20 protein-coding genes and 1 riboswitch are annotated in these 22,153 nt (G+C 64.2%); of the genes, 2 read left to right on the top strand and 18 right to left on the bottom strand.

Going from position 1 to position 22,153, the window contains the following annotated elements:
* Positions 1-320: 320 nt before the first annotated feature.
* The gene (locus AC07UX_RS20180) at positions 321-731 is read right to left on the bottom strand and encodes a hypothetical protein (protein WP_495193767.1); all 411 of its coding nucleotides are present in this window, start codon (positions 729-731) and stop codon (positions 321-323) included.
* 2 nt (positions 732-733) lie between these two features.
* The gene (locus AC07UX_RS20175) at positions 734-2,203 is read right to left on the bottom strand and encodes an aldehyde dehydrogenase (RefSeq protein ID WP_495193766.1); all 1,470 of its coding nucleotides are present in this window, start codon (positions 2,201-2,203) and stop codon (positions 734-736) included.
* Between AC07UX_RS20175 and AC07UX_RS20170 the strand changes: the two genes are divergently transcribed.
* Positions 2,174-2,521 (top strand): SRPBCC family protein, encoded by a 348-nt coding sequence (locus AC07UX_RS20170; protein ID WP_495193765.1) that lies wholly within the window; start codon positions 2,174-2,176, stop codon positions 2,519-2,521. The two genes, AC07UX_RS20175 and AC07UX_RS20170, sit on opposite strands and share 30 nt — an antisense overlap.
* A gap of 159 nt (positions 2,522-2,680) precedes the next feature.
* On the opposite strand, the gene AC07UX_RS20165 is transcribed toward AC07UX_RS20170, so the two are convergent.
* The 16 genes from AC07UX_RS20165 to AC07UX_RS20090 all read right to left on the bottom strand — a co-directional run bounded on the left by AC07UX_RS20165 (position 2,681) and on the right by AC07UX_RS20090 (position 21,461).
* Complete coding sequence (locus tag AC07UX_RS20165; RefSeq protein ID WP_495193764.1) at positions 2,681-5,080, bottom strand: TonB-dependent receptor; 2,400 nt, start codon at positions 5,078-5,080, stop codon at positions 2,681-2,683.
* A gap of 217 nt (positions 5,081-5,297) precedes the next feature.
* Complete coding sequence (gene nov2 / locus AC07UX_RS20160; RefSeq protein WP_495193763.1) at positions 5,298-6,770, bottom strand: lignostilbene-alpha,beta-dioxygenase NOV2; 1,473 nt, start codon at positions 6,768-6,770, stop codon at positions 5,298-5,300.
* A gap of 80 nt (positions 6,771-6,850) precedes the next feature.
* Positions 6,851-7,357 (bottom strand): bifunctional adenosylcobinamide kinase/adenosylcobinamide-phosphate guanylyltransferase, encoded by a 507-nt coding sequence (cobU, locus tag AC07UX_RS20155; protein ID WP_495193762.1) that lies wholly within the window; start codon positions 7,355-7,357, stop codon positions 6,851-6,853.
* A complete protein-coding gene (gene cbiB, locus AC07UX_RS20150; RefSeq protein WP_495193761.1) occupies positions 7,354-8,295 on the bottom strand; it encodes an adenosylcobinamide-phosphate synthase CbiB in 942 nt (313 codons plus the stop codon). The genes cobU and cbiB overlap by 4 nt, the downstream gene beginning before the upstream one ends.
* Complete coding sequence (locus tag AC07UX_RS20145; protein ID WP_495193760.1) at positions 8,288-9,268, bottom strand: threonine-phosphate decarboxylase; 981 nt, start codon at positions 9,266-9,268, stop codon at positions 8,288-8,290. Before AC07UX_RS20145 ends, cbiB begins: the two co-directional genes overlap by 8 nt.
* Positions 9,265-9,984 (bottom strand): adenosylcobinamide-GDP ribazoletransferase, encoded by a 720-nt coding sequence (gene cobS, locus AC07UX_RS20140; RefSeq protein WP_495193759.1) that lies wholly within the window; start codon positions 9,982-9,984, stop codon positions 9,265-9,267. The genes AC07UX_RS20145 and cobS overlap by 4 nt, the downstream gene beginning before the upstream one ends.
* Positions 9,981-10,550 (bottom strand): histidine phosphatase family protein, encoded by a 570-nt coding sequence (locus AC07UX_RS20135; RefSeq protein ID WP_495193758.1) that lies wholly within the window; start codon positions 10,548-10,550, stop codon positions 9,981-9,983. The genes cobS and AC07UX_RS20135 overlap by 4 nt, the downstream gene beginning before the upstream one ends.
* A complete protein-coding gene (gene cobT, locus AC07UX_RS20130; RefSeq protein ID WP_495193757.1) occupies positions 10,550-11,563 on the bottom strand; it encodes a nicotinate-nucleotide--dimethylbenzimidazole phosphoribosyltransferase in 1,014 nt (337 codons plus the stop codon). The genes AC07UX_RS20135 and cobT overlap by 1 nt, the downstream gene beginning before the upstream one ends.
* A complete protein-coding gene (locus AC07UX_RS20125) occupies positions 11,560-11,967 on the bottom strand; it encodes a DUF1636 domain-containing protein (RefSeq protein WP_495193756.1) in 408 nt (135 codons plus the stop codon). Before AC07UX_RS20125 ends, cobT begins: the two co-directional genes overlap by 4 nt.
* Positions 11,967-12,515 carry a hypothetical protein gene (locus AC07UX_RS20120; RefSeq protein WP_495193755.1) on the bottom strand — a complete coding sequence of 183 codons (549 nt, stop codon included), beginning with the start codon at positions 12,513-12,515 and terminating at the stop codon, positions 11,967-11,969. The genes AC07UX_RS20125 and AC07UX_RS20120 overlap by 1 nt, the downstream gene beginning before the upstream one ends.
* Positions 12,516-12,553: 38 nt before the next feature.
* A complete protein-coding gene (locus AC07UX_RS20115; protein ID WP_495193754.1) occupies positions 12,554-14,434 on the bottom strand; it encodes a TonB-dependent receptor plug domain-containing protein in 1,881 nt (626 codons plus the stop codon).
* Between the two features lie 210 nt (positions 14,435-14,644).
* Positions 14,645-14,833, bottom strand: a riboswitch (cobalamin riboswitch).
* Positions 14,834-14,845: 12 nt separating this feature from the next.
* Positions 14,846-16,147: a cobyrinic acid a,c-diamide synthase CobB gene (locus AC07UX_RS20110; RefSeq protein WP_495193753.1), complete on the bottom strand. Its 1,302-nt coding sequence runs from the start codon at positions 16,145-16,147 to the stop codon at positions 14,846-14,848.
* Entirely contained in the window at positions 16,144-16,692 is a 549-nt protein-coding gene (locus tag AC07UX_RS20105) for a TetR/AcrR family transcriptional regulator (RefSeq protein ID WP_495193752.1), read from the bottom strand. The genes AC07UX_RS20110 and AC07UX_RS20105 overlap by 4 nt, the downstream gene beginning before the upstream one ends.
* 40 nt (positions 16,693-16,732) lie before the next feature.
* Positions 16,733-18,340 carry a GMC family oxidoreductase gene (locus tag AC07UX_RS20100; protein ID WP_495193751.1) on the bottom strand — a complete coding sequence of 536 codons (1,608 nt, stop codon included), beginning with the start codon at positions 18,338-18,340 and terminating at the stop codon, positions 16,733-16,735.
* A gap of 8 nt (positions 18,341-18,348) precedes the next feature.
* Positions 18,349-20,538, bottom strand: coding sequence for a PQQ-dependent dehydrogenase, methanol/ethanol family (locus AC07UX_RS20095; RefSeq protein WP_495193750.1), 2,190 nt, complete (start codon positions 20,536-20,538; stop codon positions 18,349-18,351).
* A gap of 8 nt (positions 20,539-20,546) precedes the next feature.
* A complete protein-coding gene (locus AC07UX_RS20090; protein ID WP_495193749.1) occupies positions 20,547-21,461 on the bottom strand; it encodes an NAD(P)H-binding protein in 915 nt (304 codons plus the stop codon).
* Positions 21,462-21,558: 97 nt separating this feature from the next.
* Here AC07UX_RS20090 and AC07UX_RS20085 point away from each other — a divergent pair, with 97 nt between their 5' ends.
* Positions 21,559-22,056, top strand: a complete 498-nt coding sequence (locus tag AC07UX_RS20085; protein ID WP_495193748.1) for a nuclear transport factor 2 family protein — start codon at positions 21,559-21,561, stop codon at positions 22,054-22,056.
* Positions 22,057-22,153 lie beyond the last annotated feature (97 nt).

Genomic DNA, 22,153 nt, shown 5'->3' with positions numbered 1-22,153 from the left:
CTAATTTAACCGATCACATGACGCCCGAAAGCCGCCACAGACCGGAGCCGCCGCCCACATGTCCCTTCATCTAACCGACAATGTCAAAGAACCTGCCAAACATAAGAACAGACAACCGTGCCGCCCCGATCCTTACGTTTCGGAGGACTGTCGTCCGACTATGGTGGCGACCGTTCCGAGCGCTCCCTGATGGCAGCGCCCCGTCCGGTGAAAAGCCCTCTAGGTCCACCCAATGATTCGGTCAATAAGGTTTTTGCATTTTTATTTCATACCCATCCGAACGCCCCCTCTCATCCTGTGAGAGGGGAGGTTCGACACAACTACCATTGCAGCAGTCCAAGCAGCTCTTGCCGCCAGGGCCACAGCAGGATCGCATTGAGCAGCAGCGTCACAATGCCGAACGCATATTCGACCAGGCCGGGGTCCAATACGAAATTCCAGTAGCCGATCACGATATTGAGGGGCACGCAGGCCAGCGCAGCCGGCAGCACCGCCCTGTTCGCCAAGATCAATATGGCGGCGACCACCTCCATGACCTTGATCCAGGCGAACAGGCCGGAATGGATCAACGCGAGCGTGAATTCCTGCGCCAGCGGCGTGTTGCCCAAAGGCTGAAGATCGAAAGGGGTGAAATATTCCACCCCGGAAAAGAGGAACCATCCACCGAAGATGATCCGGGCGGCGGTGAAGGCCGCACCGGTCCCGCGCCCCTGCGCATCGAGGGCAATCATGGTCAGAAACCCGCAGGCGCCGCATCGAGCAGGATCGTCTTGGTTTCCAGATAGGGATGCAGCCCCTCGATCCCGCCCTCGCGGCCGATGCCCGATTGCTTGAAACCGCCAAAGGGCAGACCGAATTCCAGCTTCATGCCGTTCTGGCCAAAGCCACCGGCCCGAATCCGCCGGCCGATGCGATAGGCGGCATCGGCATCATCGGTCAGCACCGATCCGTTGAGGCCAAAGGCGCTGTCATTGGCGATGCGAATCGCATCCTCCTCATCCTCCGCCGGGATGAGGCAGAGGACAGGCCCGAAAATCTCCTCCTGCGCGATGCGGCTGCTGTTATCGACATTGGCGAACAGGGTCGGCTCGATGAAATAGCCCTTGTTCAGATGCGCGGGCCGATTGCCCCCTGTGACGAGATCGGCACTTTCGCGGCCCAGCGCGATATAATCCTCCACCCGATCAAGCTGGCGCTTCATGGCTACGGGGCCAAGCTGGGTGTCGGCGGCATCGCTATGGCCGATGCGGATGCCTTGCATGACCTTGGCAATCGCGTCGGCCAGTTCGTCATGCCGATGACGCGGTACGATTGCGCGACTCAACATGGCACAGACCTGCCCGCTCATGATGGTGATGGTGTTACCCAGGATCGCGGCCGCAACCTCGATCGGAAAATCGTCGCGCACGATCGCCGCCGACTTGCCGCCCAGTTCCAGCGTGCAGCGCGCCACTCTGCCAGCGCAAACCTCGCCGATCCGCTTGCCCGCCAACGTCGATCCGGTGAAGGTCACCTTGTCCACGCCCGGATTGCGGACCAGATGGTCAGACGCATCGCGGCCGGCCGCGACCAGATTGACGACGCCCGCTGGCACGCCCGCCGCTTCAGCAGCTTCCGCCATGATATAGGCTTCCAACGGCGTTTCGGGCGACGGTTTCATGATGACGGTGCAGCCCGCGACAAGCGCATAGGCGACCTTTGCGGACATGATGCCATAGGGAGCATTCCAGGGTGCGATCGCCGCGACGACACCGGCAGGCTCCTGCACCACGATCGCCGTGTCCACCATATGTGAAGGGCGCCGCTCCACGAACGGATAGGTTTGCGCATAGCCGGCGATCGCCATCAGGGTCGCAGTCGCGCCGCCGGTCATGACCGGTGCGAAGCTCGCCAGCCCACCGACCTGCGCGGTCCAGGCCGCTGCCAGCTCAGGCGCGCGCTTTTCCAGCTCCGCCCCCATGCGTCGCACAATCTCGCCACGTTCTGCTGGCGCCATGGTCGGCCAGGGGCCTTCATCGAACGCCTTGCGTGCTGCTGCGACGGCGCGGTCCATGTCCGCCTCGGTACCGTCGGCGACGCGCGCGATGACCTCTTCGCTGTTGGGCGACACGATCTCGATCGCGCCGTCGCCTGTCGATGTGATCCAGTCGCCGCCAATAAACAGCTTGTCGGGGTGGGCGATGTGAACGGCGTCGGGAGTCATGGTCTATCCTCTTCTAAGTATCACCGCCGCGCCCTTGTTGGACAGAAGGCTGGCTCGACTAACCATTGTATCATAACGAACGTTATTATTATTGCAACGGGTCAATCGAGCCTCCTGCCCGGTCCCGTTACCTTCACCAGCCAGGCGGTCACCCCGACCGGGGACCGCACCGCGCGCTATTTCTTTTCCTGGGGTCCCCATCGCGCCCATGGCGACGAGGCCATGCGCGCCATGCTGATGGGCCTCGCCGATCGCGCCTTTGCCGAAGACAAGGTCATGATCGAGGCCCAGCAGCGGGTGATCGACCGGACGGCATAACCGCGCATCATGCCCACGGTCCATGATCGTGGTGTGACCCTGTTCAACCGGCTGGTCGAAAGCCTTGCCCGCGCCGAAGCAGGCGAAGCGCAGGCGGCGTAATGAAAAAGGCTCGCCCGCACATGGCGGACGAGCCTTCCTCCCCTTTCCTACAGGAAATCAGAAGCTCTTCTTGGCTGTGATCGTCCATTCGCGCGGGCGACCGACGGTGCCGGTCACGACGCCAAAGGTGCCGACATTTTCCGCGACGCCATTATAGTAAAATTTGTCGAAGACGTTGGTCACGCCGGCGCTGAGCGACCAGTCCTTGTCGGGTGCCTGATAGGTCAGCCGCGCATTCACCAGGCTGGGCGCGTCGATCAGATTATAGGGATTATTGACCGAATTATAATAGAAGTTGGAGCGCCAGGACCAGTCGATCCGCGGCGTCAGCGTGCCGTTGCCGCCAAGGTCCGCTTCATATTGCACGCCGGCCGACAGCTGCCACTTGCTGATGAAGGGCGCGATCATGTCCTTTGTTACCAGTGTCGCAGGATTGGTGATCCTCTTATAGTCGAAGTCGAGATAGCCGACCGAGGCATCGAACGACAGGCCGTCCGCCGGGCGAACCTGCGCCTCCAATTCCCACCCGAGCACCTCCGCGTCACCGGCGTTGGACGGCACCGAGCAGGACAGAACGACGCTTTCGGGACACTGGTAACGGACCAGTTGCATGTCGTCATATTTGTTGAGGAAGACCGCACCGTTCAGGCGCAGCATCCGCCCCAGCAAATCCGCTTTGAAGCCGGCTTCATAGGTGGTCAGCTTTTCCGGGCCAAAGCTTTGCACCTGATCGGGCGCGGACGGGCGCGGATTGATGCCGCCACCCTTGAAGCCGGTCGATAGCTGGGCATAGGTCATCAGTTCGTCGGACCAGCGATAATTGACCCCGATGCGGTAATCGAGCCGGTTGCCGCTGAACGTGCCGGTCAACCCGTCCAGCCCGACCAGCAGGAAATTGGGAGTGAAGAAGGCGCCGCTCGGCAATGTCCCGTCGATATTGCGGCGCGAATAGCGATAGGTCTTCCTGTCGTCGGTGTAGCGCAAGCCGCCGATGATGTTGAACGCATCGGTCACATGGAATTCGCCATGGGCGAAGGCCGATATGCTGCGGTTCTTGATGACGTCGTCCGACAGGAAGTCGAACAGCAGGGTCGGAATCTGGCTGCGCCCTTCGATCGTGTCGGTCGCCTTGTAATAGAAACCGCCGACGGTCAGATCGACCTTGTCATTGAAATTGGCGCTAAGCCGCAGTTCCTGGGTAAACTGCTCGTGGCCGTAGGTGAATTGCTGCAACAATATGGCCAGCGGCGATCCATCGACATCGATCGCACTGGTGCCGTCCGCGCTGCGATAACCGGTTATCGACTTCAGCTTCAGCGCGTCGGACAGGTCATAATCGATCGTACCCGACAGGCCCCAGGCCTTGACGGTACTGGTCGGGCTGGCGGTGAAGCCGCCCGGCGCGATCTGGGTCGGGATGCCGAATACGGTCGTGTAATTGCCGCCCGTGCCATAGGTCGCATAGGATGTGTAGCTCTTAGAACCCGTCAGGAAGCGGCTGTCGAACGGGATGCCCGCCGTCGCGTCACTCGCGACATAGCTGCGTACCAACGGGTTGTCGGCATAGAGCAATTTGGTCGCGACAACCTCGCTATCATCCTTGGACACGTCGGCAACGATGTTGATTTCCAGCGGCGATCCGGCCGGCGCATAGCGCAACGCGGCCCGCAGCCCCATCACGTCGATTCCACCTTCGGTACCGGTCCGGCAATTCTTGTTGCCGCTGCTGGCCGGAATGCCGGACGCCGGATTGACGCATCCATAATCGAGCAGCTTCATATAGCCGTCGACATTTTTCGACACGCCCGACACGCGCAGGAACAGATCGTCGGTCAACGGAATGTTCGCGCTGCCGCGCAGTTCCAGCCGATCGAACCGGCCATAGGTCGCTTCGACAAAGCCGCCCGGCGTCGAGTCCGGCTTCTTGCTGAACAGCTTCACCGCGCCGCCCACGCTATTCTTGCCGGCCAGCGTGCCCTGCGGCCCGCGCAGAACCTCGACCCGCTCCAGGTCGGTCAGGTCCATCACCGCCCCGAAGGTCGTGCCGTAATAGATGTCATCGATATAGATGCCGACGCCCGGCTCCAACGCAAAGCTGGCGTCCAACTGACCTACGCCACGAATGAAGGCGGCGACGGCATTGCCCTGAATGCTCGTCGCCGGCGCCAGCGCGACGTTAGGCGCAAACTGGCCCAGATCGGTCACGCTGGTCTGGCTGCGCGCCGCCAGCGTATCGGCGGACACGGCGGTAATCGCGATCGGCGTATCCTGAAGATTTTGCGCGCGGAACTGGGCTGTCACGATGATATCGGCGCTATTGGCCTGATCCGCCGCCTGCGCGTCGGGCGCATTGGCCTCCTGCGCCATCGCCGGCGCGGCCGTCATCGCGCCGGTCATCGCACTGGCCAGCGCCAGCATCGCCACATGGCCCCGAAATGCGCACTTCCCGTTGGACATGATGTCTTCCTCCCTCGTCTGACCGGCCACAGGCATGAAGGGGTGACACCGGACCCGCTTGGCCGGGTTCCGGTCGGGGGCGGCGCTGCTGCGCCTGCCTTGTCCTGTCATCCTCTCGCCCGTGCCGATGGCCGGTTCTGCTTCGCAGTCCTTGTTGGAGAGTACGGCACATCGTCCGTCCCTCTATCGGATATCAATAACGATCGTTACTATTTTGTCAAGCAGGCTGACGCGCTTTCGCCGTCGCCAGTTGCGCCGCCGATACCCACGCACCATGCACCTGCGCGCGCATCGGCAGCGGCATCGGCACGCGCGCGATCGGACCCGCGGCAATCGCACCTGCATCCACCACCCATAATTCAGACTGGAAGGCTTCGGCCGCTTGCCGGTCCACCACCATCAACAGCCAGCCGTCGTGATCGCCCCGTACCGAAGGCACATGCACCGGCTCACTGATCGCCATGCCGAATTCCAGTCCCATCATGTCGATGCGCCCATTGCCCGGCTCGATCTGCAACAGGGCGTTGAACGCAAAACCGACCGGCCCGCCCGGCAGCGGCGGCCCGCCCTGCGGGTTCATCGACAGATACCAGGCCGACCGATAGGGCCGTCCCTGGTCGACGTCGCGCAATCGCGGCATGTCACCGGGCGGGCCGACGACCCGCTCCTCATAACTATCCCCCGCCTTGGCCAGATCGAAGGTCCAGCGGGTGAGGCCGCCCTGGATATCGCGCTGGTCGCGCTGCACGCCGCCGGCTTCGCGCATGAAACCAAAGGCATTGGTATCCGACAGGCAAAGGTCGAGATGAATGAGCCCAGCTTCCTCGAAGGCATTGACCAGATGGAAAGCGGAAATGCCCGGCCTTCCCTTGAACCAGCGCATCTCCTCCACCTTGCCATAGCGCGGCATGATGCCGACCCAACTATCCAGATCCTGCCGATGCGCCCAATGCGCCCCACCCGCCTTGAGCCGATCCAGATCGGCCGTGGTCGGGAAAATCGGAAAAATCGCATGATGTTCAGTGATCGCGAAATCGTGGATAGTCGAACAATAGGGCTGATCGAACCATTGTTCCGACACCAGATTGCCGTCGCGATCGGCGATGGCATAAGCGATCTTCGTCGAGCACAGCCCATCGGCTTCATAGCCAAAGAAGAACATCTCGCCGGTCTGCGGATCGACCCGCGGATGCGCGGTAAAGGTCTGCGACGTGAAGGCGCCATGATAATCCCAGCGGCCGATCGTTTCCAGCGTGTCGGGATCGACCTCGTAACCAAGGCCATCCTCCTTGGTCATGAACAGCCGCCCGCCATGCCAGACCGGCGTCGTATTGGCGACGGTGCGGTCGCGCCCAGCCACGGCAGGATCATCGGTGAAGGGATTGCGATACTGCCCGAACAGCGCGCGCCGCGCACCCTTCTCCAGCGCGTAGCGCTCCGTTTCGACATAGCGGATCGCATAATCGACCTTCCCATCATGGATGGCGAATTTCGCCACCATGCCATCACCCGACAGGACGATATCGTCATCGAACATCGGCGGATGCGCCGGATCGGGCACGGCGCGGAAGAAGGCGCCTTCAATTTCGGCCGGGATAGCACCGATGACATCCAGATTGCGGGCGGACCATTCGATGCCGACGGGGGTGTTCAGCCCGACGAAATGGATTGTCTGGGGATAGGCTGGCATGGCCTTGAAGCTCCTCTCTTATCTCGACTCATAGTAACATTCGTTACTGTTGTTGCAAGAGGAGAGTAGAGGGCGAGCGCCTATTTCAGGCGCATCGGCAGGCCAGCAGCCATGAACACCGCTTCATCCACGCAGGTGGCTACGGCCTGATTGACTGTGCCGGCCACATCGCGAAAGCGGCGGGCCAGCGCATTATCGGGCACGATGCCCAGCCCGACCTCGTTCGCGACGAGGATAACCGGCCCTGGCGCCTCGCTCAGCGCCGCCACCAGCGCCTCGGTCGCAACATCGATATCCCGATCCGCCAGAATCAGGTTGGATGCCCATAATGTCAGACAGTCGATCAGCAGCACGCGATCGGCTCGCGCCTCCGCTCGCACCACTGCCGCCAGATCGACCGGCTCCTCGATCGTGCGCCAGCGCGGGCCTCGCTCCTCGCGATGTCTCGCGATTCGGCTGTCCATCTCGCTGTCCAGCGCCTGTGCGGTGGCCACAAACAGCAACTCGCCCGGCAGCGCTTCGGCGCGGCTGAGCGCATAGCAGCTCTTGCCCGACCGGGCGCCACCCAACACGAACAACAGGGTCATGACGGCCTCCATGCCAATAATCCCGCGATCACCCCCAACAGCAGGCAAGCCCGGCAATAGAGGCGCAACGCCGCATCGACATCGCCGGCGTTCAGGTCGCGCCGCCCCGACCCGATCCACGGCTTGTCCTGCGCCACCCCGTCATAAGCGATCGGGCCAGCCAGAGAGAGATGCAGGGCGCCGGCCATCGCGGCTTCCGGCCAGCCCGCATTGGGGGAGGCATGGCACCGCGCATCGCGCAGCATGATATGCCATCCGCCCCGTCCCGCCAGACACAACAACAGGCCCGACAGGCGCGCGGGGATGAGGTTGAGCAGGTCGTCCAGCCGCGCCGCCGCCCAGCCAAAGGCGCGCCAGCGCGGCTCCCGATGGCCGATCAGGCTGTCGGCGGTGTTGATCGCCTTATACGCCCAAAGGCCCGGCAATCCGCCCAGCATCAGCCAGAAAAGCGGCGCCACCACCCCGTCGCAGAAACTCTCGGCCAGGCTCTCGATCGCCGCCCGCGCGACGCCCGAACCATCCAGCCTTTCCGTATCGCGTCCCACGATCATGCCCACGGCCGCCCGCGCATCCCCCATCCGACCATCGCGCAATGGCACAGCGACCGCCCGGACATGACGATAAAGGCTGCCCGCTGCCATGCCCGGCACGGCCAGCAGGGTGATGCCGATCCAGGCCCACCGCCCCGCGACCAGCCGCAATCCCTGCTCCAGCAAAATGCCGCCGCCAACCGCCAGAATGAGCAGCAGCAGAACGCAAACGATGCCGGCAAGCCTGCGCCACTCCTCGGCGCTTTCCGATCGGTTCCATGTCTTTTCCCACCATGCGATGATGCCAGCGAAGGCACCCACCGGATGCCCGATCCGGCGATGCAGCGCATCGGGCCAGCCGATGACTGCCTCGATCGCCATCGCCAGGAGCGCCACCGGCTCAGCCACCGCACAGCGCCTTGTCCAGGCGCGCAAGACCTTCCACCCCATGGGGCAAGCCAATCCGCAACCAGCGGCGATCCTCATCGAACGGACGGGTCAGGATCGCCTGACGCGCCAGCCGCTCGAACAAGGCCATCGCATCCTGCGTCACGATCATCCGGAACAGGGGACAAGCCCCGTGCGGTTCGAAACCATGCGCATGCAATATGCCATCTGTCGCCGCAGCCTGCGCGGCAAGTTGCGCCCGGATGGCGTCGATCCAATCCTGATCGGCATAGGCGGCCGCCCCGATCACCAGCGCCGCCGTAGATAACGGCCAGCTACCCAGCCGGGCGCGAAAGCGCGTCACGATAGCTCGCGGCCCGATGACGAAGCCCAAGCGCAATCCTGCCAGGCCGAAAAATTTGCCAAAGGAGCGAAAGAGGATCAGGCGCTGCGCATCATCCACGCGATGTGCCATGCTGCATTCGGGCCGACAATCGGCATAGGCCTCGTCCAGCACCAGCCAGCCGCCGCTTTCCGTCTGCCGGTGCAGCAACATGTCCAACGCCTCCCGGTCCAGCAAGCGGCCATCGGGATTGTTGGGGTTGGCAAGCAGCAGGATTTTGCCGGCCGGATCGTCCGTTTGCGGCGAAAAGGCGCGGCTTCCGGCGCGAATGTCGCGATGCGTCCGATAACAGTCCTTGCCGTGGAGCAAATCCCCCTGCAACAGCTCGCCGAGCAACCTGAGCCCCGCTTCGCTGCCCGGCAGGGCGCAAAGATGGGCCGGATCGACGCCGAAATAGGCCGCCGCACTCTGCTCTAGCGCCTCCATTTGCGCATCGCCGGGCAAAGAACGCCAGTCGAAATCAGGCGCTCTGTGTACCGGCCAACTATAGGGGCTAATGCCGGTCGACAGGTCGATCCATGGATCGCCCCCATCGCCGTAGATCCGCCGCGCCGCATCCAGCCTGCCGCCATGATAGGTCCAGCCCGTCATGCCATCCGCACCAGCAGCAACGTGGCGAACAGCAGGCCACTTTCTACCAGTTCGATGCCCGCTCCATGGCCGTCGCCCGATATCCCGCCGATGCGCGTCCATACCCACCAACCCCAAAGGGCGATCAAGGGCAGGGCATACAATAAGGCTGGCGCCCACCATGTCGCCAGAAGCAGCGGTACCGCCCATAACGCCAGATCGGCCCGGCGGACGGCGGAACGGAAGCGCGCGCCCAGCCCATCATGCAGCGGCGGCAGACAGCGGCTCCACCAGAGCGGGCCAATCCGCGCGGCAAAGGCAATCATGGGCAAGACGCCCAAAGCTCCGGCTTTTATAATGCCGTGCAACAATATCAGCTTGGCGATCAGTTGCAGGACCACCGCCGTCACGCCCATCGCGCCGACATGCGGATCGGCCAACACGGCCAGCAGGCGTTCCCGGCCCTTATGTGCGGCGGCGGTCGCGTCAGCCAGATCCGCCAGGCCATCAAGATGGAGCGCGCCGGTCACCCACACCCAAGCCATCAGCGCCAGCAGCGCGCCGACCCACGGATCGATCCGGCTCCCCGCCCAGCCCGCCGCGGCAACAATGATGCCGACGATCAGGCCGGCGGCTGGAAACCAGCGGATCGCAGCGGCAAAATCTGCCTCGTCCGCCGCCACCCGCGGCAATGGCAGGCGGGTCAGGAATTGCAGTGCAAGGATGAAGCCCTTCATGTCGCCAACCCGACAATCTGCGCCCATGGCCGATCCCCCGGCCAGAGCCGCAATGTGAGGCAGGCGGCATAGGGCAGGTCGAAGGCCCATAATTGTCGTTGCTCGAAGCCACAAAGCGCCGCCAGCGCCGCCCGCATCGCGCCACCATGGGTCACGACCAGCGTCGGATCAGCCGGCAATTGGGCGATCGCCTCAACGACTCGCACGGTCAGCGCAGACCAGCGTTCGCCACCGGGCGGCGGACAGGCATCGGGATCAGCGTAGAAATCTGCCAGTGCGCCGGCATCCAGCGTCGCCGGATCGGCCCCATCCCAGGCACCAAAGTCCAGTTCACGCCAGCGCGGATCGACCTGTGGCACGATGCCACGCGGCATGGCGATAGCTCTCGCTCCCTGCCGTGCGCGCAGAAGATCGGAGGACACTATCGTTGCGATCGTCAAAGCTTGCGCTCGCGCAAAGCAGGCCGCGGCGCCGGCATCCGTCGCGGGCCAGTCCTGATGCCCCAGCAACCGTCCGGTAACAGCCGGAGCACCATGGCGCATCAGGTGGAGCAGCCGGCCCGCCATCAGCCCTCCGACACGCCGGCATCGGCGAAGGTCGCCATCCGGTCGTGCGCGGCGAGTGCCGATCGGATGACGGCCGCGGCCACCGCGCCGCCACTCCCCTCGCCCAATCGCATGTCGAGGTCGAGCAGCGGCCGCAAGTGCAAAGCATCCAGCAGGCGCCCATGCGCCGCTTCGGCAGAACGATGTCCGGCCAATATATGATCGGTGATCGCCGGGACCGCCGCCGCCATTGGCGCCAAGGCCGAAGCGCAGATAAAGCCGTCCAGAACGATCGGCACATGATGATGTCGCGCAGCCAGCATGGCGCCCGCAATCGCGGCAATCTCTCGCCCGCCAACTCGCCGCAATGTCTCGAACGGTGTTCCGGGCGCTTGTGCATGACAAGCCATGGCCAATTCGACCACCTGTCGCTTCATCACAACGCCGTGACTTCCCACACCTGTCCCGGCACCTACCCAATCCGCCGCCACGCCACCGAAACTGCGCTGGCACAAAGCCGCAGCCGCCGTCGTATTGCCGATCCCCATTTCCCCAAGCAGCAGCAGGTCGAGCCCCGGATCGACCGCCTCCGCGCCGATGTTGAGCGCGGCCAGACATTCCGCCTCGCTCATCGCCGGTTCGACCGTGAAATCAGCGGTCGGCCGGTCGAGCGCGATCGGCACCACTTGCAGGTCCAACCCGGCCGCGCCGGCCAGCGCATTGATCGCCGCGCCACCGCTCGCGAAATTGGCGACCATCTGCGCCGTCACCTCTGGCGGGAAAGCACTCACCCCATGGCGCGTCACGCCATGATTGCCGGCAAAGATCACCGCCCGACCGCGATCGATCCGAGGGCGCGCGCGCCGTTGCCAACCGGCCATGAAGATGGCGATATCTTCCAATCGACCAAGCGATCCGGCAGGCTTGGTCAGTTGCGCCTGTCGTGCTGTTGCGGCGGCACGACAGGCTGCGTCCGCTTCCGGCAAGGAAGCCAAGGCGGCATCGAACGCCGCAACGGTAGGGAAAAAGCTCATGTCGCGACGAAGCCCGGTGGCGGTGTTCGCACGATAAAATGCCCCTTTACGCCCTGCGGCCAGTCGGCATAACGTACCTGCCCATGCGCGCTTTCAGCATGGTGGACGGCATAGTCCAGTATCGCACGGGCAGCTTCTTCATCCGGGGTAAAGCGACCCAGCACATAGCCGATCTTCCCCGGCGCCCGCAAATGAACGGTGCAATGATCGGAACAGGCGAACAGGCAGGGCATATCCTGTATCGACACTCCATCATAGCGATCCGAACCAGCCTTGACCCGGCGCAACGCCTCCGCCAGCCGGACGCCACCGCGCACGCCGTCCGCATCCTCCCGCGCATCCGGCGAATGGCGACAGCTGCTGCACACGACCACCGCCGGGCCATCCTCTACCGCGCGCAGCATCAGACGACCACCCGACCACGCGCCGCGCTGCGCAGAAGGCCGCTGCGGTCGACCAGATGCTGCAACACCAGCAGTCCGGCCAGTATCATCGCATAGCGGACGAACTGCCGCGCCAGTATGTCCGGGGCAAAAGCCGCCCAACCAGAACCCAGCAGCACGGCGCCCGCCAACACGACCAGCTTGAACGTGAGGAAGGCGGCGACATAAGCGGCCGCCAGCCGCAGGGCAGGATGCCCGCCGGTCAATCGGCCGGCCACGCTATGCGCGCCCAACAGCCCAGCGATCGCTGCCAACGCCATGGTCACGGCCCAGACGGCATTTTCGCCCGTCATGTCATAGCCAAGCAGGCAATAACCCACCCCCTGCGACACGACCCATGCGGCAAGCATCAGGATGATGCCCTCCTGCCGCCGGACATGAAGCGCGGCGACGGTGGCCAGCGCAGGAAAGGGCGTGGCGCATGCCAGCGCCAGCGTCGTCACGGTGCTGGCGACCGTCATCAATCCGACCCAAAGATGGCGGGCGGTGGCAGGGGACAGGCTCTCCATGGTCAAGCGCTCCTCGTCATATGGTTTGTCATGTAGGATCAAAACCGTGCCCGCAGGCCGGCATGGATGCTGCGCCCCAACTGCCCGTAGCGGCGCGCCGTCTCATAATATTCGTCGAACAGATTTTCGACCCGACCGAACAGGGTCAGCTTGTCCAGTACCGGAGTTTCGGCGCGTAGATCGACCAGCGTGTAGGCGGCGTTCTGAAATGGAGCGACCGTCGCGCTTGTCCTCGCCGTATCCAGTGCCTTGCCCGACCAGCGGACTGCAACCGCCGTGCTGAGGCCAAAGGCCCAGTCATAGCGCAGCGTGCCGTTGGCCGCATGACGCGGACGCCGGGTCAACTGGTTGCCATAGTTGAGGCCGGGAGAACGATCCTCCGCCGATACCCAGCTATAATTGCCGTCGATCGTCAACCGGCCGACATGGGCGACACCGGCCAGTTCCAGTCCATGCGTCTCGCTCCGCTGGACATTGGCGTAATAGCCAAGCCGCGGCGTGGTCGTATCGGGCGCGTAGCAGAGGGGCGGCCGGTTGGTCGTCGGGCAGCCATTATAGGTAATGAGATTATCGGTGCTTCTGTCGAACCAGGTGGCCGACAGGATCAAGCCATGATCGAACAGATGCTGTTCGACACCCGCGTCCCAGCCATGCGACTTTTCCGGCACCAGCGCCATATTCCCATAGTCGCTGTAGAGTTGATAGAGCGTCGGCGCCTTGAACCCTTCGCCATAGCTGGCACGCAATATCGTGCTGTCCTTGGCCAGCGCCCAGGCCGCGCCTGCGCCAAAGACGGTATTGCCGCCGAAGGTCGAATGATGGTCGTAGCGCACCCCGCCATTGAGGGTCAGCCCCGTCAACGGTTCGACATTCAATTGTGCATAAAGGCTGTCGATATCGGCCGACCCACGGATGGTCGGATAGGTCGCCAGGCTGTTGGGGGGCGACGCGGTGCGCATCCGCTGCTCTTCGCGTTCCGCGCCGAAGGTCGCCGTCCATCCCTGCGCGATCGTCAGCCCGCCCTGATATTCGTAGCGGTTGGTTTCGCCCCTGGCCGCGAAGCTGAGCGGGCGCAGCTTGCGCGACGGGTTGATATTGTCGCGCACCGTCTCGCTACGACTGAAGGACAGGCGGTTGTGCAGTGCCCCGCCGAACAGGTCGGCATTGAGGCCCGCATAACCGATCCACTCCTCGGTCTGCGAATATTCCGGACTGTCCGGCACGGTCCCGGCACTGTCGATGTCGGTCCGCCCCTTGGCATAATAGCCGCGCACATCGACCGACAGGCCCGGCGCCAGCGCCACGCCCAATCGGCCATTAAGCGTGCCGTTGCTGTAGCCGTCCTTCTCCCTGGCGCCATAGCGCGGGCTTATCGCGGAAATCCCCTGCGTCGTGAAGCGGCTGCCTGCGACCTGCCAATCGAGCGCGCCCTGCCGACCGCCCAGCGCCGCGCGGGCACTGACGGTGTCGCGCGATCCCGCCTCGATATCGAAGCTGCCTTCGATCGGCCGCCGCGGGTGCGCGGTCACGACATTGACGACGCCGCCGATCGCCTGGCTACCCCACAGGATCGACTGCGGCCCGCGCAAAATCTCGATCCGGTCGATATCACCGGTCATCAGCGTCGCGAAATTATAGCCGCCACCGGTCGAGGACGGATCGGCCAGTTTGACGCCATCTATCACCAGCACGGTCTGGTCGGCCTCTGCGCCGCGGATGCGGATCGCGGTCGCCGTTCCATAGCCGCCATTGCGCGTGAAGCTGATGCCGGGCGTGCGGATCAGCAGGTCCGATACCGTCAGCGCCTGCGCCGCGTCGATCGCTGGCTTGTCGAGCACGGTGATGCTCGACGCCACTTGCCCGATCGCCTGCGGCTGGCGAAGGGCCGTGACGATCACCTCATTCGCATCCTCCGCCATGGCCGGCATCGATAGGCCCGCCAGAATGACAAATCCGCTTTTTGAAATCCAGTGCATGATCATCCCCCAGTCTTTGACAGGACCGGGCGGACGCGACGCGACAGCGATGCCGAACGCCCATGCGCACGACATCCCAGCCGCGCGAGTCCGCACGGTCAGCTTGTCGTTGCGCGAGGATATCCTCGTTCGACCGGCACACCCTGTCCGGACGAAGAACGACCGCGACAGGCAGGTCTCCTGGCTTGCGGGTCCATGCCGTTTCGAAGCGCCTTCTCGGGATCATGATCCCAATGGCCTGTGCCTCGATGGCTCGCCGCTCACAGTTGCAGGGGCAGCCGGGGTCTTGAACCCCGTTCCCTTTTGATCCCCTTGCGGGGAACCTGACGCACTGGCCGCCGTAATGGAGTAGGATCAGGCGATCAAGTGGAAGAAGCCGCCCGTCACATGGCCCACCCGATGGCCTGCCGGGCCAATCTCCTGCCCTTCCGCATCGGCCATGTCGGCCAGCGCTTCGCCTTCGCTGGCGGTGATGCTGGCATAGTGAAACTCATGGCCGAGCAATGGCTGCCCGGCAGGGGCGAAGCTGCTGTCCTGGCGCAGCCGGGCACGGCGATAGCCCAATGTCCTGCGCCGCTGTGCGAAGCTGCTGTCCATCGGCAGCAGGCCCGCCATGGCATGCACCGCGCCATCGCCATCCTCCAGCGAGCGGCCCAGCACCATGTAACCGCCACATTCGCCATGAACCGATCGATTTTGCGCAAAGGCGCGAAGGCCCGTCAGGAAATGCTGATTGGCCGCGATCCGCCCGGCATGGAGTTCGGGATAGCCGCCGGGCAGCCAGCAGGCATCGCAATGCGCCGGCGGCGCTTCATCCGCCAGCGGCGAGAAGAAGTGCAGTTCCGCCCCGGCCGATCGCCACCAATGCGCCATATGGGGATAAAAGAAGCTGAAAGCCGTATCGCGGGCGATGGCGATCCGTTGACCCGGCGGATGTATGGCGGAATTGAGTGCCGGGAAATCTGCCGTCGCTCCGGCCGCAGCATGGATCGCGTGCAGATCGCATTGTGTTGCTATGCGCTGCGCTATCACTGCTATCCGTGCTTCCAGTTCGTCCGTCTCGCCGGCCTGCACCAGACCCAGATGGCGGGACGGCATGACCAGCCCCTCATCGGCCGAAATCGCGCCCAGCAGCGGCAGGCCAATCCGCGCGAAGCCATCCTCTATCATGCGGCGATGGCGTGGGCTGGCCACCCGGTTGGCGATCACGCCGGCAATGGCGGGCGCGCCCGGAAAGGTCGCGCAGCCATGCGCCACCGCTGCCACCGTCTGCGCAGCGGCACGGGCATCGACGACCAGCAGTATCGGCCAGCCAAGCAGGCGCGCGATATCGGCGGACGCGCCCGACCTGCCTTCCGCTCGTGCGCCGTCATACAGGCCCATCGCGCCTTCTGCGACAACGAGTTGGACAGTCGATGCGACCTGTGCGGCCAACCCGCGCAGCATCGCCGGCGCCATTGCGAAGCCGTCCAGATTGATCGAGGGCCGCCCGGTCGCGGCCGCGTGAAAGGCCGGGTCGATATAATCAGGCCCGCATTTGGCACCTTGCACGGCCAGACCCCGATCGGCAAAGGCCCGTTGCAGGCCGATCGTCAGCATCGTCTTGCCGGCACCCGATGCGGGCGCGCCGACGATCAGCCCTTTTCCAAACCTCACAGATCGTCGCTCGACGCGGCAAAGCCCTCAATCAGGGCGATCAGGCTGGCATCGACGGCGGCGTCGATCTCCACCAGTCGGGCGATATCGCTCCCTTGCGGACCGGTGGCAAAGCCGGTCCAACCGGTGATCAATGCCTGAACTGCCGACTGTATCATCATCCCGCGCTCCAGGGACAAGCCTACTGCCCTGATCTGCGCGCCCAGATGATCGGCAATGGCTTCAATCGAACCGACATGGGCCGGCGCGGCGGCGATCAGCATGGCCGCATCGCGGGTCGCCCGCTGCTTGCGCCAGAGGGCCTGACCGAAGCGAACCATCCAGTCCGTCCATGATCCACCAGAGGCAACGTCGTCCACCGCCTCGAAGAACAGGCGGGTCGACATCAATGCCAGCAGGTTTTGCTTGTCGCCGACATGGCGAGCGAGCGAGGGCGCTTTCGCATCCAGCCGCGCCGCGACATTGCGCAGCGACACCGCCTCCAGCCCCTCTTCCTGCAACAGGGCGATCGCTTCATCGACGATGGCGTCACGACTCAGTTTCATGACCGCCTTGTGGCAAAGCCGCCGGCCCGCCGCCAGCGCCTCAGTTGCGGCGCAGCTTTTTCAGCACATGGTCCGCGCCCTTGTCGCCGATCATGATCGCGGTCGCATTGGTGTTGCCCGCCGGCAGGGTAGGCATGACGGAGGCGTCCGCCACCCACAGGCCATCCACGCCGATAACAGCCAGATCGGCATCCACCACCGCCTGCGGATCGTCGGCCCGGCCGATCTTCGCGGTGCCGACCGGATGATAGAGCGGAATCGACGCCATGCGGACATATCCGCGCAATTGCTCCGGATCGGTCAGCGCCGCGCCGGGGCGCAATTCCGCCCTTATATGTGTCGCAATCGCTGTCTCATTGAGGATAGAGCGGGCGATGCCGATCCCCTCGACGATCTGATCGATATCATCGTCGCTGCCCAGCTGGCGATGCTCGATCCTGGGTGGCGCGAACGGGTCGGCCGACCGCAAGCTGATCCGCCCGCGATGGCTCGGCCGCATCAGCCCGACCAAAGTGGAGACGGACGGCGTCTTGCGCAGCATCAACCGGCCCTGCTCGTCAAAGTCGAAGGCGAAGGCGGCGAAGCTGATCTGGAGATTGGGCGCTGGCAGGTTCGGCCGGCTCTTCACGAAAGCCTGGGCATGGCCGATCGCGGTGGTCAGCGCGCCACGGCGCGCCAGCGCATAACGCAGCACCTGCCATGCCCCGCGTAACCCCTGCGCATCGCTGTTGAGCGTCCGCACATCGACTTCGTTCACCACATGGGTGCCGACATGGTCCTGAAGATTGGCGCCGACGCCAGGCAGGTCGCGCACGAGCGTGACGCCATGGGCGCGCAAATGATCGGCCGGACCGATGCCTGACAGCATCAGCAGGCGCGGCGTGTTCATCGACCCTGCGCTCAACACCACCCCATGGCGCGCGCGCAGCGTCTTTTCGACGCCATCCTGCCAATAGACGATGCCGGTCGCGCGACCATCCTCGATCAGGATGCGCAGCACTTGCGCTTCCAGCAGGATCGTGGGCGCCTTGCCGCCGCGCCGTTCGTGCAGATAGCCGCGCGCCGCCGAGCAGCGTTCCCCTTTGCGCTGCGACACCTGCACATAATCGACGCCTTCTGCGCTCTGGCCGTTCAGGTCGGTCGATCGGGGGATGCCCGCCGCTTGCGCCGCCGCGATCCACTGGTCGGTGATCGGATAGCGCGCGCGGCCTTCCGACACGGCGATCGGCCCGCCGGTGCCGCGCCACTGGTCGGCGCCGCGCTCATTATCCTCCATGCGCCGGAAATAGGGCAGGACAGCCTCATAGTCCCAGCCGAGCGCCCCCTGTCGCGCCCATTCATCATAGTCCCAGCGATGGCCACGAATGAACATCATGCCATTCAGCGCGCTGCCGCCGCCCAGCATCTTGCCCGCCGGCCAGATATCTGCCCGGCCGCCCAGCGACGGGTCCGGTTCGACCTGATGGCACCAGTCATAGGCCGGGTTCTGCACGATGGCGCTGGTCAGCGCGGGAATGCGCGATCGCATATGCCGATCGGTGCCGCCCGCCTCGACCAGGGTGACGGACAGGCCCGCTTCGGCCAGCCGCCCGGTCATCGCAGCCCCGGCCGATCCGCCGCCTACGACGATGATGTCGGTATCTTCCATGGTCGTTCCTAGAAATTGGACATGATGGCGGCGCTGGGCGCGTCGATCGGCTTGTCGGCAGCTTTCAGCTTGAGTTCGCGTTCCCGCAGCGGCCCCTGCTCGGAGATCAGCCAGGCATGGATGGCGTCGACATCGCCTTCACTCAGCAGGTCGTCCCAGCGTGGCATGCCGTTGGGGAGCAGCAGCCCTTCGCGCACGATCTGATTGAAGACATCATGCGTGCCCGGCTGCATCCGGCGCAGGTCCGGCGCGGTGGAACGCAGCTGGTTGCTGTGGCAGATGGCGCAATTCTGGAAGAAGAGGCCTTGTCCCTTCGCGATGATGGCAGGGGTCACGCCGGGCTTTTGCGCGGGCGGCGCCTCAGCGGGCTCCAGCGGTGGCAGCGGCGTGGGCCGCGGCACCGGGCCGCCATCCAGCTTGAACACCAGGATGCGGTTGGCATTGCCGTTACGATAGGCGGCCGAATAGCGCGGCACATAGCCCCAGCCACCGCCACCGAAACCGGCCGCGACAGCGACATATTGCACGCTCTTCACGCGGTAGGTCATGGGCGCGGCCATGATCGCACTGCCGGTGTCGATGGTCTTGATCAGCTTGCCATTGTCGGCGTCGCGCACGATCAGCTTGCCGCCGATCGTGCCATGGACGATCAGGCCCGACGCGGTGGACAGCATCCCCATCCGGTCCTGCCACCCTTCGGTCGGGACGGACCAGTGCGCCTTGCCGGTCAGCGGATCGATGGCGCGCAACTCGCTGCTATAGGGCTTGTCCTTTACCCATTGCATTTCGGGCAGCTTTTCCACCTGTTCGCGGATCGCAGGCGGCAGGGTCGGCAACACGGCCTGCAATTGCGGGGTGAAGATAAGCGTCGTCTGGACATTGAGCGCCTTGGGCCGGCGCGCTTCGGCAGGCGTGCCGGGCGGCACGGTGAACATGAGGTTCCCCATGTCCAGCACATGGGCGTAATAGCTTTTGCGTTCCGCATCATACGCCGCCGGATACCAGTTGCGTGCGCCCGCCGAGGCCGGGAAGATGAGGCGCGGGCCATTCCAGAAATCGGTGCGGTCCGGCGTCGTCTGCGGCACGCCATCCTTGTCGAACCCCTTGGTCCAGTTGGTGCGCACCAGCGGATTGACGCGCAGCGGCTTGCCGGTTTCGCGGTCCAGCACGAAGAGATAGCCGTTCTTGGGCGAATGGAGAATGACCGGGCGAACCTTGCCGTCCACCTCCATCTCGCTCAGCACCATCGGCTGGGTGGCGGTGAAGTCCCAACTGTCGCCGGGCGTTTCCTGATAATGCCATTTCACAGCGCCGCTCTTGGCATCCAGCGCGACGATGGAGGAAAGATAGAGGTTGGTGCCGCCCTTGGGCGAGCGCGTGGCGATCGAATAGGGGCCGCCATTGCCGACGCCGATATAGACGGTGCCGAACTTGGGATCATAGTTGATCGCGTCCCAGACGGTGCCGCCGCCGCCGATATCCCAGCGGCTTTTGGCGTCCCAGGTCTTGAGCGCGGCGTCGAGCGCCTTGTCCTCCTGCGGCCCCTTCGTCGGATCATGCGGGACGGTGTAGAAACGCCACGCCTGCGCACCGTCGGCGATGCGATAGGCGGTGACGTAACCGCGCGTGTCATATTCCGCGCCGGCATTGCCGAGGATGACGAGGTCGCCAGCCACTTCGGGCGCGCCGGTGCTGGTATAGCCGCGGCTGTGATCGACCACGGTGTCGACCTTCCACAGGATCTTGCCGGTCTTGGCGTCGAGGGCGTAGAGCATGCCGTCGAGCGCGCCGACCATCACCTTGCCATTGGCGAGCGCGACGCCGCGATTGGCCTGATCGCAGCAGGCGGCGCGGTTCGCCTGCATGTCCACCTCCGGCTCGAAGGTCCAGAGCGGCTTGCCGGTCGCCGCATCGAGCGCATAGACGCGGCCGAGATTGCCACTGGTGTACATGACCCCATCGACCACCACCGGCGTCGCTTCCTGCACGCGGTTGGTGTTGAGGTCGTAGGACCAGGCGAGGCCAAGCCGGGCGACATTGCCCTTGTCGATATCGGTCAGGCGCGAATGATGGCTGCCCCAGACATCGCCGCCGGTATAGGGCCAGTCGTCGCCCGCGCCGCTTGCGCCGCCTGGTCCGCGACCGGTGCAACTGGTCAGCGCCAACAATCCCGCCAATGCCAATACTGCTTTTCTCATGCCGTTCTTCACAGGGGCCAGCTTTCCTTGTGCGCCAGCATGACTTCGCGCAGGCTTTTGGGCTTGCGCCCGGTGATCCTTTCCACCCAGTCGGTCTTCTGCGCGAAATAGCCTTCGCGGATCGACTGGCCGAAAGTGACCATGTCGTCGCTGGACCAGGGGATCGGGCCATCGGGGACGATGTCGGAAGCGTGGCGCGGGGCGCCCAGCGAATCGAAATAGGCGAACATCGCCTCGTCATCGACGGCTTGGACCAGGATCGGCTTGCCGGCGAGGTCGCTCGCCAGCGCCATCGCCTGCGGAATGGTGAGAAGGTCAGGGCCGGTCAGCACATAGGCTTTATTCTCATGCCCTGTCTGGGTCAGCACGCCCACGGCGGTCGCGACGCAATCGTCGCGGCTGACGAAAGCCACCGGGCCATCGCCGCAATTGTCGGGCTTTCCGCCGAACATCAAAGCGGGGATCGTCATCGGCCCGGCGATCGCTTCGGCATATTGGCTGTCGCGCAAATGCGTCCACGCCGCGCCGGAGGCTTCGATAATCTCCTCGGTCGCGCGATGGTCGTTTTTCACGATCGCCGGATTGCCGGGCGCGTCGGCGGCGATGATCGAGGTATAGACGATATGCTTCACGCCGGCCGCAACCGCCGCCTCCACGGCATTGCGATGCTGGCCGACGCGGGTGCCGACGCGCGCGGTACTGATGAGCAGCATCTTCTCGCCACCTGCCATCGCGGCCGGAAGGCTGGCGGTGTCGTCGAAGTCGGCGAAGCGGACGTCGGCGCCTTTCGCTGCCAGATCGGCCAGCTTGGCCGGTGTTCGGGTCAACAATATTACGTCCTGCGGTGCGACCTTTTCCAGCAGCAATTCCGCCGCCGCACGGCCAAAGGCGCCCGAAGCGCCTGAAATGATGATCTTCCCCATGCGTCCTCTCGCTTGCATGATCTGTCGTCTTGTTGCAGATAATCGTAACGAATGTTATTATTGCGTCAAGCCATAGAAAAACAGGAGAGTGACTATCATGCCTTCCCTTCCGATCGAGGACAGGATCGCGCTGCAAGACCTGATCGCCGCTTATAGCTGGGCCCTCGATACCGGCGATGTCGACGGGCTGGTCGCCCGCTTCACGCCGGACGCGCGCATGGTGGAGGAGGTGTTCGACGATCCCGACATCTGGGAGGGGCATGAAGGGATTCGCGGCATCGCCGAACATTATCGCAACGCGCCTGGCTTTCCGGGCCGCCAACATCATGTGACCCAGACCCAATATACAGCGCAGGCGGATGGGAGTTGCACGATGCGATCCTTCGCCTTCGTGACGGAGTGCGAGGGCGAACCACCCTATCTGTTGCGCTTTGCAGGATGGTATGACGATCATGCCGTAAAGGGCGCGGACGGCCAGTGGCGCTTCCATCGCCGCACGGTGCGGCTATGGGATGGCGAGGTGCTGAAGAATTTCCCCGGTCGCGGGGAATGGGTGCCGCGCAAGCGGCCGGATTCGCTGGTTATCCGGCGCTGATACCAGCCGTTCGTTTCGAGCGTGTCGAGAAACAGGAGCGCGGCTCTGGCCGCTTCTCGACCTTAGCCTGTCCTGAGGGCCTGCGTTAGCAGGCAGC

It is taken from the genome of Sphingobium sp. GW821-FHT02B05, from assembly GCF_059421905.1.
Note: the sequence above shows the minus strand (reverse complement) of the source record. Positions and strands in the feature narration are given on the sequence as shown.